The 14344-nt window shown below is 73.5% G+C and carries 12 protein-coding genes and 1 pseudogene; 3 read left to right on the top strand and 10 right to left on the bottom strand.

Going from position 1 to position 14344, the window contains the following annotated elements; translation table 11 throughout:
- From ABT324_RS25590 to ABT324_RS25570, 5 genes and pseudogenes are all read right to left on the bottom strand, one after another.
- Nucleotides 1-140: pseudogene (locus ABT324_RS25590) on the bottom strand (metabolite traffic protein EboE); the annotation flags it as partial.
- A gap of 5 nt (nt 141-145) precedes the next feature.
- On the bottom strand, nt 146-1042 hold the full coding sequence (locus ABT324_RS25585; protein WP_351182610.1) for a TatD family hydrolase: 897 nt from the start codon (nt 1040-1042) through the stop codon (nt 146-148).
- A gap of 15 nt (nt 1043-1057) precedes the next feature.
- Entirely contained in the window at nt 1058-2479 is a 1422-nt protein-coding gene (locus tag ABT324_RS25580; RefSeq protein ID WP_351182608.1) for an EboA domain-containing protein, read from the bottom strand.
- Complete coding sequence (locus tag ABT324_RS25575; protein ID WP_350942430.1) at nt 2476-3318, bottom strand: SCO3242 family prenyltransferase; 843 nt, start codon at nt 3316-3318, stop codon at nt 2476-2478. The genes ABT324_RS25580 and ABT324_RS25575 overlap by 4 nt, the downstream gene beginning before the upstream one ends.
- A complete protein-coding gene (locus ABT324_RS25570) occupies nt 3315-4460 on the bottom strand; it encodes an inositol-3-phosphate synthase (RefSeq protein WP_351182612.1) in 1146 nt (381 codons plus the stop codon). The genes ABT324_RS25575 and ABT324_RS25570 overlap by 4 nt, the downstream gene beginning before the upstream one ends.
- Nucleotides 4461-4959: 499 nt before the next feature.
- Between ABT324_RS25570 and ABT324_RS25565 the strand changes: the two genes are divergently transcribed.
- Genes ABT324_RS25565 through ABT324_RS25555 form a run of 3 tightly spaced genes read left to right on the top strand, consistent with a single transcriptional unit; the run spans nt 4960 to nt 7634 of the window.
- On the top strand, nt 4960-5841 hold the full coding sequence (locus ABT324_RS25565) for an ArsR/SmtB family transcription factor (protein WP_150068729.1): 882 nt from the start codon (nt 4960-4962) through the stop codon (nt 5839-5841).
- A 36-nt stretch (nt 5842-5877) separates the two neighbouring features.
- Nucleotides 5878-6834: an ATP-binding cassette domain-containing protein gene (locus ABT324_RS25560; protein ID WP_246155245.1), complete on the top strand. Its 957-nt coding sequence runs from the start codon at nt 5878-5880 to the stop codon at nt 6832-6834.
- Nucleotides 6831-7634 carry an ABC transporter permease gene (locus ABT324_RS25555; RefSeq protein ID WP_150068730.1) on the top strand — a complete coding sequence of 268 codons (804 nt, stop codon included), beginning with the start codon at nt 6831-6833 and terminating at the stop codon, nt 7632-7634. Before ABT324_RS25560 ends, ABT324_RS25555 begins: the two co-directional genes overlap by 4 nt.
- A 7-nt stretch (nt 7635-7641) precedes the next feature.
- Here ABT324_RS25555 and ABT324_RS25550 read toward each other — a convergent pair whose 3' ends face one another.
- The 5 genes from ABT324_RS25550 to ABT324_RS25530 form a co-directional block, all read right to left on the bottom strand.
- A complete protein-coding gene (locus ABT324_RS25550) occupies nt 7642-10413 on the bottom strand; it encodes a non-ribosomal peptide synthetase (RefSeq protein WP_351182606.1) in 2772 nt (923 codons plus the stop codon).
- Between the two features lie 20 nt (nt 10414-10433).
- Nucleotides 10434-11258, bottom strand: coding sequence for an SDR family oxidoreductase (locus ABT324_RS25545; protein ID WP_150068731.1), 825 nt, complete (start codon nt 11256-11258; stop codon nt 10434-10436).
- 23 nt (nt 11259-11281) lie between these two features.
- Nucleotides 11282-11980 (bottom strand): thioesterase II family protein, encoded by a 699-nt coding sequence (locus ABT324_RS25540; protein ID WP_150068732.1) that lies wholly within the window; start codon nt 11978-11980, stop codon nt 11282-11284.
- A 30-nt stretch (nt 11981-12010) separates the two neighbouring features.
- Nucleotides 12011-13960, bottom strand: a complete 1950-nt coding sequence (locus ABT324_RS25535) for a glycosyl hydrolase family 95 catalytic domain-containing protein (protein WP_502949794.1) — start codon at nt 13958-13960, stop codon at nt 12011-12013.
- On the bottom strand, nt 13960-14344 hold a 385-nt coding region (locus tag ABT324_RS25530; RefSeq protein ID WP_351182601.1), incomplete at its 5' end, for a nucleotide disphospho-sugar-binding domain-containing protein. The genes ABT324_RS25530 and ABT324_RS25535, both read right to left, overlap by 1 nt.

The following is a 14344-nucleotide window of genomic DNA, read 5'->3' as shown; positions in this document are numbered from 1 at the left end:
AGGTCGGCGGCCAGCCACAGGCCGAGCCCCAGCCGGTCCGCGCCCAGCCGTTCGCGCACGGGCACCGCGTACCGGTCGAACTGGGCCAGCACCCCGCGCAGGTCCTCGGCCGGGTGGACGTTGGTGCAGTAGGACAGCAGCTCGGTCATCGCGCCGCTCCCCGGCCGGTCGGCTGCGCGGCGGGCCCGCCACCGCGCAGCACGGAGTTGCCGGCGAACTCCTCGGCGCCCCAGTCGGCCCCGGGCAGGTCGTCCAGCACGAGCCGACCGCTGGCACCGTAGAAGGCCACCGGGTTGCGCCAGCACACCTTGTCCACTTCGGACTCGTCGAAACCGGCGTCGAGCATGGCGCGGGCTGCCCGCCAGGTGCGCAGCGGGTCGGAGCGGCCCCAGTCGGCGGCGGAGTTGATCACCATCCGGTCGGTGCCGTACTCCTGCAGCAGCACCACCATCCGGTCGACGTCCATCTTGGTGTCCGGGTACAGCGAGAAGCCCATCCAGCAACCGGAATCGGCGACCTCGGCCACGGTGATTTCGTTGAGGTGGTCGACGAGCACGTGTTCCGGCGCGATGCCGGACTCGCGCACCACGTCCAGGCTGCGCCGGGTGCCGCGGGCCTTGTCCCGGTGCGGGGTGTGCACCAGGGCGGGCAGCTCGTGCTCGACCGCCAGCGACAGCTGCGCGGCGAACGCCTCGTCCTCCGCAGGCGTCATCGAGTCGTAGCCGATCTCGCCGACGGCCACCACCCCGTCCTTGGCGAGGTAGCGCGGCAGCAGGCCGAGCACCGGTGTGCACCGCGGATCGTTGGCCTCCTTGGGGTTGAGCGCGATCGTGCAGTGGTGCCGCACGCCGAACTGGGCGGCGCGGAACCGCTCCCAGCCGAGCAGGCCGTCGAAGTAGTCGGTGAAGGAGGCGACGCCGGTGCGCGGCTGGCCCAGCCAGAACGCGGGCTCGACCACCGCGCGGATGCCCGCCGCGCGCATCGCCTCGTAGTCGTCGGTGGTCCGGGAGGTCATGTGGATGTGGGGTTCGAAGATTCGCACGTCGCCTCGTCTCGTTCAGGCACCGGTGGTCGCGGCCGGGAACCGGTGGACGTCGGCGGGCACCGAGCGCCCGGCCGCCCGGCGCTCGGTGGCGTAGTCGGCCACCATTCGCGCCAGCTCGGCGTCGCTGCGGCGCTCCAGGTCCGCCACGGCCTCCAGCGGGACTCCGAAGAACAGGCACTTCAGCACGCCGTGCCGCCAGCTGTGCTGGTCGAGCTCCGCGGCGGCCGGGCCGGACAGCGCTGCGACCACCAGCCGGGGGTCGTTGCTGCGCAGCGCGGATTCGAGCAGCTGCCGGGTCGCTCCGGCGATTCCGGGCAGGGCGGACAGCCCGCGCAGCACCCCACGCCGCTCCGCGCCGTCGCCGAAGTCGTGGAGGTCGACCACTTCCGCGGCAAGGTCGTCCGGCCGCGCTTCGGCGAGCACGGCCAGCAGCCGGGTGCGGGCGTGGTCGTCGGTCGTTCCGTGCACCAGCCCCGAGGGGTCCACCTCCGGGCGCAACGGGCCGCGCCCGACGTGCCGGCCGGCGGCCGGGAACAACGAGCGGATCGCGGTGGGGTCGGCGCCGATCCGCTCTTCCGCCGCGCGCACCCACGGGTGGGCGGCCACCGCGGCGGCGCGCAGCGCGCTCATCGAGCGGTCCGCGACAGCCGGTGCCGCGTGGCTGTGCCGGGGCAGTTCGACCGCGGCCACCCCGGTGTAGCCGATCTCGGTCAGGGTCGCCAGGGTCGCGACCAGGTCGACCTCCCCGGCGCCGAACTCCAGGTGCTCGTGCACACCGGTGCGCATGTCGTCGAGCTGCACGTTGACCAGGTGCGGGGCCGACCGCCGCAGGCAGCTGGCGATGTCGTCGGACTCCACCGCCACGACGTGCCCGACGTCGAGGGTGATGCCCAGTCGGTCCGGTTCACCGAGCTCGCTGCGCAAGCGGAACAGGTCGTCCAGCCGTTCCACGAACATCCCGGGTTCCGGTTCGAACCCCAGCCGCACCCGCCGCCGGTCCGCCTCCTCCAGCACCTCGGCGACGCCGTGCACCAGCCGGTGCCACGCCGTCTCGGGGGTCACTCCGGGCGGTCGCGCGCCGGACCAGAACGACGTGCACTCCGCCCCGAGGTCACCGGCGATGCGCACCGCACGGGTGAGCAGTTCCAGCCGCGGTCCCGGTTCGTCGCACAGCAGCGTCGGGTGGTGCTTGCGCCGCGGGTCCAGCAGGTACCGCGCGCCGGTCTCCACCACGCAGCGCAGCCCCAGGTCGGACAGCTTGGCGGCCACCCGGTCCACCTGCGCGGCCAGGTCCCGCGCGAACGGGTCGAGGTGCGGGTGGTCCAGCGTCATCGCCACCGCGGTGTAGCCGAGTTCGGCGATCACCTCCAGCGCGTCCGGCAACCAGTGGTCGGCGAACCCGTTCGTGCCGTAGCCGAGCGCGTACCCGCTCATGTCACCGGCACCTTCTTCCCGAACCGGGACGCCAGGCCCTGCAGCGCGGCGACCGCCGCGGCGAGCTTGGGCGCCCCGGATCGCGCGATCAGCGCACTCTGCAACGCGATCGTGCCGTGGATCCCAGCCGCGGTCGCGGCGCGGAACGCCTCTGCCGTCGGGGTCGCGAGCGCGGCTGCCTGCCGAGCGCCCACGTTGAGCGCGTAGCCGACGGCCGCGAAGGTCGCAGCCGGGTTGCGCCTGCGACCGGTCGTCACCGCCCCGGTCACCGCAGCGGTGAGACCGAGCGTTGCGGCGGCGGTCCCGCGCCCTGCACCGCGCACCTCCCCGGCCGACCCGATCGTCACGCTGCAGGCGTGCGCGGCGACGAGTCCCGCCGTGCCCCGGGCGGCGTGCTTGTTCGGCCCGTTCGCGCCGAGCAGCACGTCGAGTCCGCGACAGGCCGCCATCCCCAGCGGTGCCAGCGGGGTCGACCGCAGCACCAGGTCGTAGGTCCAGATGCACCCGGCCAGCGTGGCCGCCGCGGGCAGGGCGGACCGGCCGCCGCCCGCCGCAGCCAGCGCCAGGCCCGCGGCGGTCAGCCCGGCTCCGGCGGCGAGCGCCCGGTTCGGTGCGATCTCCCCGGCCGGGATGGGGCGCTCCGGGCGTTCCACGGCGTCGAGGTCGCGGTCCGCCCAGTCGTTGATCGCCATGCCCGCCCAGTAGAAGGCCGCGGAGGACAGCGGGAGCAGAATCGTGCGCGGTCGCCACAGGGCACCGGACGCGGCGGCCCCGGCGATGGCGTCGCCGAGCACCGTCAGCGCGGCCGGTGCGCGGACCAGCCGGAGCCAGCGGTTCATCGCCGTCCCCCGAGTTCCGCGGCCCAGTCGACGAGCATCCGGGCTTGTTCGGCGAGCCGGTGCTCCGCGCACCCGATCGGGTCCTTGAAGAAGAACGCCAGTTCCGCCTGCGGTCCCGTGCGGCCGGCCGCCTGCGCTGCCGCGAGCAACCGCGCCAGGTCCAGCACCAGCGGCGCGGCCAGCGAGGAGTCGTAGCCGTGCCAGGTCAGTTGCAGGGTCATCTCCGCACCGAGGAAACCCCGGAACAGCACGTGGTCCCAGGCCACCTTGCGCTCGCCGAGCTCCGGGACGTTGTCGATGTGCAGCGGGCTGGACACCGCGTCGCCCAGCAGCTCGGCCAGACCGCGCTGCTTGGAGTCCAGCTTTCCCGCTGCCCGTTCGGGATCGCCGAGGTTCGCACCGTCGCCGCCCCCCAACAGGTTCGTGCCCGCCCAGGAGCGCACCTCCAGCGCGCGGCTGGTGAACACCGGAGCCAGCGCGGTGCGCAGCAGCGTCTGCCCGGTTTTGCCGTCAAGGCCCGCGTAGGGCACTGCGGAGCGCTCCGCCCACTGCGCCAGCGCGGGCAGCTGGATTCCCGGCGACGGCGTGAAGTCCGCGTACGCCGCGCCTGCGGTCAGCGCGGCGGCGGCGTTGACCGAGCTCGGCGGCAGCACCTCCCGCCCGGGCTGGTGCAAGGCGGCCCGCAGCGCGTCCAGGTCCTCATGCTCGGGCAGCAGCGGCACGGGTTTCTCCGTGCTGGCCACGTTGATCACCACGACGTGCGACAACCCGTTGCGCAGCTGGAAATCGCGCACGTCGGCGGCCAGCCGCTCGATCGCGGCGGCCTGGGTGCGGTCGTCGCGCACCGCGCTGTACCCGGGGCGGATCTCCGCCTCCACCGCGCGCAGCCCCGGCTCGACCGCGGTCAGCACGTGGGGCGGGAGCACTCCTTCGTCGGCCAACCGCGCGGCCCGCTTCGCCAGCGGGACGTCGACGACGTCGTGCCCGCCGAGCTCGATCTCACCCCAGTCGGGCAGCGGCGCTGCGGGAAACTCGGGGGTCTCGGTCACGCACCCCACCGGGCGCACCAAGCCGGCGCGCAGCGCGAGCAGCCCGCACACCGCCGTGGTCGCCACCGAACCTCGGGCCCCGGTCAACCACAGGCCCACCCGTACCGAAGGCAAATGCCCCCCTCTCGCGTTCCCCGCCCCAGGAATACGCCTGCGCGCAGTGCGCATTTCCCCGCAACTCCGCCGCGACAATGGCGGCGCGACCCGGCGGGCACTTCCGCCAAAACGAGAACGGGGCCGACACTAACCGCCGCCCCCGGACCGCGGCAATATCCGCCAGAAAAACTCGCCAGTAAATTGCGGCACCGACTGGAGACGAGAGACGAATGGACCACGCACTACTCCACTAGCACCACACCAAGTGGCGCTCATGCTGGCTCTTACCAGCAGATTTCATCTTACCTTAAAATGGTTGCACCACCGGATGGATGATGATGATACTCTCCCCTGCAGCTGATCATCGGATTGCGATCGGAACCGCTCTACCTATACGAACAGCATGATCCACCGACAATCGAATGACAGGCTGGGGGGGGGGCCAGTGCTACGGATTCAGTTCTCGGACCGGGACTTAACGCGAATCCGGATGTTGGTGCCAACTTCTCCGGTTCCGGAAACACTCCTGGCCGCCCGGTTGCTCTGGCGCCGCCGGGGCGGTGCCCGGTTCAACCCGTGGCGCCACTACGTACGCGGGCAACTGGGCCCGCGCGCCCACTCGCTGACCAGCGCGGTCCAGTCCGTGCGGATCACCGCCGAACTGTTCACCAGCTCCTCGCAGGGCCTGGACGAGGAGCTGCTGGGCCGCGTGTGCGGCCCGGAAGAGATCGCCGCCGTCCAGCAGTTCGGCCGCGTGGCGACCATCCCGCCCTGGCGGCGCATCCGCACCTTCCTGGAGGCCGAGCGCTCCTCCCGCTGCCAGGACCTGCTCGCCGGTGGCCTCGAGGGCATGCTGAGCTCGCTGCACCAGAGCATGGCCTGGAACCCGCCGAACCTGGAGATCGCCGGCCACCCGGGCGGGCGGATCATCCTGGACTCGTCCGGACTGCTCATCGTCCCGTCGCTGTTCCTCGTCGACCAGCCCACGTTGTTCTTCGGCCACCGCGCGACGCCGTCCTTCGACCGCGTCGGCCCGGACACGCCACCGGTGCTGACCTACCCGGTGCCGATCAACTCGGCGTCCGCCAAGCTGCTGTGGAGCATCTCCAACCACAGCAAGAAGAACCTGGGGGCCCTGGTCGGCGCCACCCGCGCGGAGGCGTTGCACTCGCTGGTCGACTCCTCCAGCACCGGCGAGCTGGGACAGCGCCTGGGGATCTCGGCTGCGGCCGCCAGCCAGCACACCACGGTCTTGCGCAACGCCGGGCTGATCACCACCCGCCGCGGCCGCAACACCGTCTCGCACTCGCTCACCCGGCTCGGGCTGGCACTGCTCAACGGGGACACCTTCGACGAAACCCCGCCCCAGGCCAGCTAGTCCCGACCTCCGCCCACGCCAACCCCAGGGGATCCCTTGCCGCAGCACATGATCGAAGCGGAGCACGTCAGCAAGCGCTACGGGGCGGTCACCGCGCTCGACGACGTCAGCCTCCAGGTCCCGGCCGGTTCGGTGCTCGGCCTGCTCGGTCACAACGGGGCCGGCAAGAGCACCCTGGTGCACATCCTCAGCACGCTGCTGCCCGCCTCGGGCGGGACCGCGCGGATCGCCGGGTACGACGTGGTCCGGCAGGGCCACCAGGTGCGCCAGCGCATCGGCCTGGCCGGGCAGTTCGCCTCCGTCGACGAGCAACTGTCCGGTTGGGACAACCTGGTGCTGGTCGCCCGGCTGCTCGGCGCGCGCAAGAGCGATGCCCGCCGCCGCGCCGACGAACTCCTGGAGCTGTTCCAGCTCACCGCAGCGGCGCACCGCCCGGCGCACGGCTATTCGGGCGGGATGCGGCGCCGACTCGACCTGTGCGCGTGCCTGGTCGGGCATCCCGACGTGCTCTTCCTGGACGAGCCGACCACCGGGTTGGACCCGGCCAGCCGGGTGGGACTGTGGCAGATGGTGGAGACACTCGTCCGCGAGGGCACCACGGTGCTGCTGACCACCCAGTACCTCCAGGAAGCGGACCGGCTCGCCGACTCCCTGGTGGTGCTCTCCGACGGCCGGGTCGCCGCGGCCGGAACCCCGGCGCAGCTCAAATCGGAGGTCGGGCAGCGCACCGCCACCGCGGTGCTGGCCGATCCGGCCGACGAGCACCGCGCTGTGCGGGCCCTGCGCGACGCCGGGCTCACCCCGACCTACGACCCGCAGCAGCACCGGATCAGCGCCGCGGTGGTCGCATCGCGGGAACTGGCCGCGGTGGTGCGGATCCTGGACGAGGCGCAGGTCGAGGTGGCCGAGCTCGGGCTCGGCGAACCCACCCTCGACGACGTCTACCTCGCCACCGCCGTGCAGCCGCCGAACGTCGAGGAGCGCACCCGATGACCGCCGAGCCAGACCTGCCGCACCGCCGCTGGCGCGGCGCCGCCTTCCCCGCCCAGGTCTTCCTGCTGGCGCAGCGATCGCTGCGCGCACTGCTGACCGACCCCCGGATCCTGGTGTTCAGCATGCTCCAGCCGCTGATCATGCTGGTGCTGTTCGGCCAGGTCTTCGGGCAGGTCATGGCCGCCCCGGCCGGGGGCAACTACATCAACTACCTGATGCCGGCGATCCTGATCACCACCAGCCTCGGCGCCGGGATCCAGTCCGGCATCGGCCTCATCGCCGACATCCGCAACGGCGTGGTGGCCCGGCTGCGCGCGCTGCCGGTCAACCCGAGCTCCGTCCTGTTCGGACGCAGCGTGGCCGACCTGGCTCGCAGCGCCTTCCAGCTGGTCGTGCTGCTCGTGGTGGCCTGGCTGCTGTTCGGCTTCGCCCCGGCGGGCGGCATCGTCGGCGTGCTCGGTTCGCTGCTGCTGGCGCTGCTGGTCAGCTGGGCGCTGACCTGGGTCTTCCTCGCGCTGGCCAGCTGGGTCCGCAAGGAGGAGATCATGCAGAACATCGGGTTCCTGGCGATGTTCCCGCTGATCTTCGTCTCCAGCGCGTTCGTCCCGCTGGACATGCTCCCGGACTGGCTGCGCCCGCTGGCCGTGGTCAACCCGCTGACCTACGCGGTCAACGCCTCGCGCCGGCTCGCGCTGGGGCAGCCGCTGGGGCTCGAGGTGGTGCTCGCGCTGGCCACCAGCGGCGCCCTGTGCGCGGTGTGCATCGGGCTGGCGGTGCGCGGCTACCGCAGGCCGCTGTGACCGCAGGTCAGGCCTCGGCCGCGTCGCCGATCGCCTCGGCCAGCTCCCGCACGGTGGGCCGCAGGTAGAAGTCCCGCAGCGGCAGCCGGGGCAGTCCCCGCTCGTCCATCGCGGTCGCGATCCGCACCGCCAGCAGCGAGTTCCCGCCGAGCTCGAAGAAGTCGTCGTCGACCGACACCGGTGCGTCGAAGACCTCCCGCCACACCGCCAGCATTCCCTCGGCGAGCTCGCCCACCGGCTGCCCGGTGCGCTCCCGCCCGGCGGCCGCCGTCCCGGGGCGCGGCAGCCGGTCGAGGTCCAGCTTCCCGTTCGCGGTCAGCGGCAGCTCCGGCACGGCGGTGACCGTGGCGGGCACCATGTAGTCCGGCAGCATCCGCGCGGCGCGGCGGCGGATCCCGGAGGTCTCCCCCGCCCCGGTCACCACGACGTAGGCGTCCAACCGGTCGGCGGCCGCGTCCCCGGAGCTCGACCGCCCCACCACCACGGCGGCCGCGGTGACCGCGGGATCTTCCAGCAGCACCGCGCGGATCTCGTCCAGCTCGATGCGGTAACCGCGCACCTTGACCTGGTGGTCGAGCCGACCGAGGTGCTCCAGCGAGCCGTCCAGCCGGAGCCGCCCCTTGTCGCCGCTGCGGTAGGACCGCCCGCCGGTGTGCGCGTCGGCGACGAAGCGGGTCGCGGTCAGATCGGGACGGCCGTGGTAGCCCAGCGCCACCCCCGCCCCGCCGACGTGGATCTCCCCGGCCACCCCCGGTGGCACCGGCCGACCTGCGGCGTCCAGGACCTGCACCTGCCACCCCGGCAGCGCGGGGCCCACCGAGCGGGACCCGGCCAGCGCGAGTTCGCGGTCCACGGTCTGCCAGGTCACGTGAACCGTGGTCTCGGTGATCCCGTACATGTTCACCGCGCGGCAGCGGGATTCCGGGTACCGGTCGAACCACGGCAGCAGCATCCGGGCGTCGAGCGGTTCGCCGCCGAAAACGACCAGCCGGACCGCCAGCTCCCCCGGTGCGGCCCGGTCCGCGGCCAGCAGCTGGGCGAACGCCGAAGGCGTCTGGCTGAGCACGGTGACCCGCTCGGTGCCGAGCAGGTCGCGGAACTGCTCGGGGGTCCGCGACACCCAGTGCGGCACGACGACCAGGTGCCCGCCGGTGAGCAGGCAGCCCCAGATCTCCCAGACGGAGAAGTCGAAGGCCGCCGAGTGGAACTGGCTCCACACGTCGGCCGGGCCGAGCGTGAACTCCTCGCGGACCGCGCCGATCAGGCTCACCACCGAGCGGTGCGGCACCACCACGCCCTTGGGGCGGCCGGTGGACCCGGACGTGTAGATGACGTACGCGGGTGAGCCGGGCGGGACCGGATCGGCGGCCAGGTCCGAGGCAGTACCGGCCGCCCGCACCTGTTCGGGCGTGCGCAGGACCGGCCCCTCCCGCACCGGGAAGTCGGCGGCCGCCGTGACCACCACGTCCAGCTCCGCATCCGCTGCGGTGTAGCTCAGCCGGTCCGGCGGATGCGCGGGGTCCATCGGGACGTAGGCGCCGCGCGCCTTGAGCACGCCGAGCAGGGTCACCACCAGTTCCGCGGACCGCTCCAGGCACACCCCGACGCGCTGTCCACTGCGGACTCCGAGCGCGCGCAGCCCGCGTGCGATGCGGTCGGATTCCGCGTCCAGCTCGGCGTAGGTCAGCCGGGTGCTGCCGTCCGAAACGGCCACCGCGTCGGGCTGTCGTGCGGCGATCTCCGCGAACGCCCCGGTCATGCTGCGGTTGTCGGCCGGGGCGGCGCCCTGGTCCGGTCGGCCGAGCGCGAGCAGCTGTGCGATCTCGGCGTCGTCGAGCAGCTCCACCGCACCGACCGGTGTCGACGGTGCCGCGACGACCTGCTGGTGCACCCGGTCGAGGTGTCGCGCGAACCGCTCGACCACCGCCGCCGCCGCGCTCGCCGTCCGGTAGTCGCAGCGCACGCACGGCGCCCCCGAGGCGTCCCGGGCGATCGAGACCGTAACCGGGAACGGCGGCGCAAGGCACGGGCGGGCCATCGCGGGGGCGAACGAGCCGTCCGCCACGTCGTCGAGCAGGATGCCCGCGCCCGTGGTGATCGCACCGGCCCCGGTCGGCTGGGACGTCCACTTGCGACACCCGTCCACCACGTCCTGCAGGCTGCCCGCACCGAGCAGATCGGCGGCCGGGAGCGGCACGATCTGGCCGGAACCCGGTGGCAGCACCGGGAACACCGGTGGTTCCGGTTCGCAGCGCGCCAGCACCACGGCGAACGCGGCGAGCCAGGTCCCCGCGTCACCGACAGCACCGGAGATCGGGTGCTCGCAGCTCGCCACCGGCGCACCGGCGCGTTCGTCCGGCAAGCCCCACTCCACGGGCTCCTGCGCCGGAAGGCGCATCGCCCCGGGAAGCCGGTTCGGCGAAGGTGAATTCGCCGGCGCCTCGGTGAGCAGGTGCGCCGCGAGCTGCCGCAGCTCGCGGCGGTCGAACCGCGACCGGTGCGCCACCAGCACGAGTTCGGCGGAGCCGTCGGCGAACTCCAGCAGCACCGGGCGCAGCCCGGCGCTCTCGGCGACCGGCCGGGCCAGCTCGGCCTCGCGCCAGCGGTCCGCCGCGGGACCGCTGGACGCGGTCGGCGGGTGCTCGACCCACAACCGGGCCTCGATGCCCGCTGCGGCCAGCCTGTCGCGGAGGACATCGGCGAGGACGGGTTCGCCGAACCGGACGCACACCGAGTGGCACCGGGCGCGGAGGGCGTCCGGGACGGGAGCTGCGAACACGGTCTGGTTCCTCCTCGGGCTCAGCGAGCGGTGAATCCGCCGTCGACGGTCAGCACGGTGCCGGTGACCTGGCGCGCGTCGTCCGAGGCGAGGTACACCGCGGCGGCGGCGACGTCCTCGGCCGCGAGCAGCTCGTTCGTCGGCTGCGCCTGGACGAAGGTGGTCTCGTGGTCGGATACCGCGACGTCGAGCGAGCGGGCGATCTCGGCGAGCATCCGCCCCTCCAGCTTCGGGTCGTCGCGGACCGAACCCGGGCACACCGCGTTGACCCGCACCTTCACCGGCGCGTAGTCCAGCGCCGCGGACCTGGTCAGGCCGATCAGCCCGTGCTTGGCCGCGGTGTAGCCGGCGAAGTGCCGGTAGCCGACGAGCCCGGCCGTGGAGCTGATGTTGATCACGCTGCCGGACCGCTGCCGCACCATCGCCGGGCCGAACGCGCGGAGCACCCGCCAGGCACCGGACAGGTCCACGTCGAGCATCAGCTGCCACTCCGCCTCGGTGACCTCGTGCACGGGCTTCCCGGACGGCGCGGCGATGCCCGCGTTGTTGACCACCGCGTCGACCTGGCCGAACCGGTCGAAGGCCTGCTCGGCCAACGCATGGACGGCAGCGCCGTCCCGGACGTCGACCTGGGCGGTCGTGGTCGCGACCCCGCTGTCCCGGCACAGCCGGGCGGTGTGCGCCAGCTGGCTCGCCGAGCCGAGCGGGTAGGGCACCCCGGGCAGATCCGCGCACACGTCGGCGAGCACGAGCGAAGCACCCTCGCGCGCGAAGGCCAGGGCGCACGCCCGCCCGATGCCGCGCGCCGCACCGGTGATCACCGCGACCTTGCCGGACAACCGCATCCCGAACTCCCCGCGCCGCCCGCTCACCCGCGGACCGCGTTGCGGATCAGGTCCAGCAGCCGGTCCACCGAGTCGGTCAGGTACATGTGCCCGCCGGGCAGCTCCACCAGGTCGAACTCGCGGGCGGTGGCCTTCGACCACTCCCCGGCCCGCTCGGTGTCGACCAGCTCGTCGTCGCGGCCGCGGAGGGAGGTGATCGGCGCCGGCAGCGGGGCCTGCGCGCTCGGCTCGTAGTTCTCGTGCATCTCCACGTCCGCCCGCAGCGTCGGCAGGATCAGCTCCCGCATCTCCGGGAACCGCAGCGCCGCGTGGTCGTAGCCGGCGAACTCCTGGACCCGGGCCAGGAACTCGTCGTCGGGCAGCCCGGTCGCGCGGCGGCTCCGCTTCGTCCACGGGCCCGGGGAGCCGCTGACGAACAGCCTCTGCAGCGACGTCCCCGGCGCGGTGGCCAGTCGTTGGGCGAGCTCGAAGGCCAGCACCGCCCCGAGGCTGTGGCCGAAGAGCACCACCGGTTCCGAACCAGCGCGCTCCAGCGCCTCCGGGAGCAGCGCCTCGACGGCCTGCGCGACGTCCCGGAACGCCGGCTCGCCGATCCGGCGCTCGCGGCCGGGCAGCTGCAGCGGCGCGATCTGCAGGTCGGTGCCGGCGCGGTCCTCCCACGGCCGGAAGTGCGCCGCGCCAGCACCGGCGAACGGCAGGCACAGCACAGTGGTTCGCGACATCGTTGTTCCCCTCACCGTCGGTGCGTGGCCTCAGGCCGACGCGGTCCTGGTCCTGTCTGGCAGTCCCCACCGGTGGCCATCGCCGTCGGCGGGAACGTCGCGGGGTTCCGGATCGCCGTGGAAGTCCCGTGCGGCGACGACGACTTCCGCACCGTCGCGCGGGTGCAGCTCGACCACCCCCCGGCCGGGATGCCGCACCGGCACGGGACGTCCCCGCCCGTCGTGGACGCGGAGCGCGCCGGGGATCGAGTGGCGCAGCAGCACCGGCCGTCCGGTGCCCCCGCGGACCCGGACCCACCGCGTGCACCCGTCGGCGCGGTCGGCGTCGACCACCAGCCCGCCGGGCAGGCGCAGCGAGGCCACCGAGGCGTCGCGCCAGTCACCGGGTGCGGCGGGGAACAGCGCCACCTGAGCGCCGTCGGCGCGCACGAGCATGTCCAGCAGCGCGCCGCTGGCCGCGGCGCCGACCTCCTGGTCGGCGGCCCGACCCGACCGGTAGAGCGTGTTCGCGAGCACCTCGGTGTCGGCTGCGACACCTCCGGTGAGGAAGCTGCGGAGGTGGTCCCGGGCTTCGTGCGGATCACCGATCAGCGCGGACATCGACGCGGCCGAGACGTGCGAATGCCCTTGCCAGGCCTCGCGCATTGCCGTCCAGTGCGCCAGGCTGCGCACCGCCACGTCGCGGCTCACCACGGCATCGCCCTCCGCAAGCGGGTGCAGCCACACCAGGTGCGACGGGTGCGGGTGGGAGGTGTGCAGCGGGGTTCCGGCGCCGACCAGCACACCGGATGCGCCGGTGTGGTACCGAACCAGGCGTTCCAGCAGGTCCGCCCATTCCGCGTGCCGCGGGTCGGTCAGCTGCAGGTGCTCGTCGGCCTGCAGCAGCCGCCGGGTGGCCCAGCGCAGCAGGGCGAGGTCGTGCGTGCTGTCGGCGACGTCCGCGTACGCCGGGGAGTGGGTGACCGGCAGGTGCAGCATCCCGTCGGCGCCCTCGACCAGGTGCTGCCGGTAGTAGGCCACCGCGCGCCGCAGCGCCGGGCGCACCGACTCGCGCAGGAGCTCGTCGTCGCCGAGGTGCTGCCAGGCCGACCACGCCGCTGGGATGTCGCGCGCCACCACCAGGTTCTGCGCGCGGCCGCCCTTGGACCCCACCCCCGGCAGCGGGACCGGCGCGTCGGACCGCCCCACCGCGAGGCCGAGATCGGCGTGATCGGTCCTGGTGAGCAGTTCGTGCGTGCGCCCGTCGGCCCGGTGCCCGCGGCGGGTGGTGGACGCCGCCAGGTAGAGCTGGGCGAGGTGGAAGCGCTGCACCGTCTTGTCCGGTACCGAGGTGAACCCGCGCCCGTGGAAGTCGTGCCACCACCGGCGGTGCTCGGCGACGAGCTCGTCGAGGTCGGTCGCGAGGACCGCGTCGCGGTCCTCGGGGGTCCCCGCGACCGCGACCAGCCGGTGCGTGCCCGTCCGCCGTTCCCGCCAGCACAACTCGCCGCCGGTGCCGTCCACCCACCCCGCGGCGTCCTCGCCCGCGCTGGTGGCCACCGACACGAGGACCGCGCCGCGGGTCCGCTCGGCCAGCACGCCGAGCTGCACGCTGCCCCGGGTGGTGGTGAGGTTCCCGGTGAGCTCGCCGTCCCACAGGTCCAGGTCCCACCGCAGGTCGGTAGGCGTGCCCGCGAGGACCAGGTCGAGGGAGCCGACCACCTGGTGCCAGCGGCCTCGCCCGTCGCTGAAGGCGAAGGACAGCCCCCTGCCATCGGCCGACCGGTGCACGTGGGCGGTCAGCGTCCCGTTGCCCAGCAGCGGCGCGGTGCGCCAGTCCTCCGGCAACGACCGCCACACCAGACCCGCGTCGCGCACCGCCGCTTCCCGCGCGCCCGGTGCCGCCGCAGCTGCGGGCGAGCGCAGCGGCCAGCCGCCGACCGACGACACCGCACCTGCCACGACCGCGCTCTGCAGGAGCGTTCTCCTCCGCAGCTCCATCACCGCGCACCCCTGACGGCGCGGACCGCACCACTGGTCGCGACCTCCTCCAGGGCGTCGGCCGCCGCAGCAGGTCCGCCGGTCGCGCGCGCTCGTTCGGACAGCGCCCGCAGCGCGGTGTGCACGCGTTCGTCGCCGACGACCCGCGTCACCGCACCCCGGATATCCGCGACGCCGGCATCCGGGCTCAGGACCTCGCCGACACCGAGCTCGGACAGCCGCCGGGCGGTCGTGATCTGGTCCCCGGCCGAGGGCACCACGACCATCGGGATGCGCAGGGCGAGTCCTTCCAAGGCCGAGTTCATGCCACCGTGGGTGATGAACGCCGAACAATGCTCCAGCACCGCCGACTGCGGAACATACCGACGCGCCACCACGTTCTCC

It is taken from the genome of Saccharopolyspora sp. NPDC000359 (assembly GCF_040300525.1).
Classification (GTDB): domain Bacteria; phylum Actinomycetota; class Actinomycetes; order Mycobacteriales; family Pseudonocardiaceae; genus Saccharopolyspora.
The sequence above is the reverse complement of the archived record's forward strand: the minus strand, read 5'-3'. Positions and strand labels throughout refer to the sequence as shown.